The 1,652-nt window shown below is 82.4% G+C and carries 1 pseudogene; it reads left to right on the top strand.

The window, feature by feature from the left end:
• Window positions 1-220: 220 nt before the first annotated feature.
• A pseudogene (locus HG543_RS53515) lies at window positions 221-1,652 on the top strand (hypothetical protein); the annotation flags it as partial.

The raw sequence follows: 1,652 nt of genomic DNA, 5'->3' as shown, positions 1-1,652 counted from the left end.
GCCCGGCGCGCCCGCGACCGCCGCGCCACAGCCTACGCCCGCCCCAGGTGCCACGCCCCAGGCAGCGCCGCGCCCTCCGGGCGCCACGCCCGGAGCGCAGCCTCCGGGAACGGCCCAGGCCGCGCCCCCGCGTTCGCCGGCCACTCCGGCCCCCATCGCTCCGCGCCCCACCGTCGCCACGCCCGCCGTGGGTGCGCAGCCGACGGTGCCACGTCCCACCGTGTCGACTCCGGCTGTCGGCGCGGCGGGTGCGCAGCAGGCTCCCGCGACGCCCCGCCCCACCGTGTCGACTCCAGCCGTGGGTGCCGCGGGTGCGCAGCAGACGCCCGCCGTGCCGCGTCCCACCGTGTCGACTCCGGCCGCGGGTGCGCAGCAGACGCCCGCCGTGCCGCGTCCCACCGTGTCGACTCCGGCCGTGGGTGCCACGGGTGCGCAGCAGACTCCCGCGGTGCCTCGCCCCACCGTCGCCACGCCCGCCGTCGGTGCGCAGCCGACGCCGGCGGTGCCGCGTCCCACTGTGTCCACGCCCGCCGTGGGCGCGGCCGGTGCGCAGCCTGTGCCTCCGGGCGCCACGCCCCAGGCTCCCGCGCGCGCGGCGGCTCCGTCCGCTCGTCCCGCGGCCCCGAGCGCGCCGCAGGCGCCCGGAGTCCCGGGTGCGCCGTCCGTGGCCGCGCCACAGGCTCCGGGCGCTCCGCCCTCCGTCACGCCTCCGGCGGCGGGGCCCGCGCCTCGCGGGACTCCGGCCGGGCTTCCTTCCATCACGCCCGTGACGGCCAGCCCCACCGGCCCCGCGCCTCGTGGCACTCCGGCCGGGCTGCCCTCCGTGACGCCTCCGGTGGGCGCGCCCTCGCAGGCCTCCGGACCCGCAGGCGCGGCGCAGGCACGCTCGCCGCAGTCGGGCGCCGTCTCCGCCGTGCCTCCGGCCGCGCCACTTCCCCCCGGGCAGCGGATGACCGTCAGCGGCATCCCCGCGGTGCCCACCGCGTCGCCCGCGGTGCCTGCCGCGTCCGCGCAGCGCCCGACCGTCGCCGGCATCCCCGCGGTTGGTTCCGCCTCCGGCGCCCCGCAGCGCCCCGTGGCCCCCGCCACCGGCGTGCCCCCGGCGGCCGCGGCGACTCCGCGTCCGGGCTCCAGCGCGGTTCCTCCCGGTGCTCCCGCCGCCCAGCGCCCTCCGTCCGGTGCGGTGCCCTCCGTCGGCGCGTCCGCTCCGAGCACCGGCGCGGTGCCCCCCGTGCCTCCCGCCTCGGGTGCCGGCGCGGTGCCCTCCGTGCCACCCGCCTCGGGCTCCGGCCCGGCGGTGCGTCCTCCCGTCACCCCGCCGGCGCCGCCGCGTCCTCCGCCCACGCTCGCCGTGGGTCAGGTGGCGCCGCCCGCCGCTCCGCCGTCGACACAGCCGCCGGTCCGCCCGGGAGCGCGTCCCACCGTCTCGCTGCCCGCCCTCGCGCCCGCCGGCTCCGCGCCCCGTCCTCCGTCGGCCTCCGGGCCCGCGGTGCCGCCTCCGCCTCCCGCCGCCGCGCGCACGGGTGTCCCGCCCGTGCCCGCCGTCCCCTCGGTGGCCGCCGCGCGTCCTCCCTCCGTGCCCGGCATCCCCTCGGTGGCGCCCGTGGTGCCACCCATCGCCCCGGCCATCCCCTCGGTGGCGGCCGTGGTGC

This window comes from Pyxidicoccus fallax, from assembly GCF_012933655.1.
Lineage (GTDB): Bacteria > Myxococcota > Myxococcia > Myxococcales > Myxococcaceae > Myxococcus > Myxococcus fallax.
This window is presented reverse-complemented; position numbering and strand designations above follow the sequence as displayed.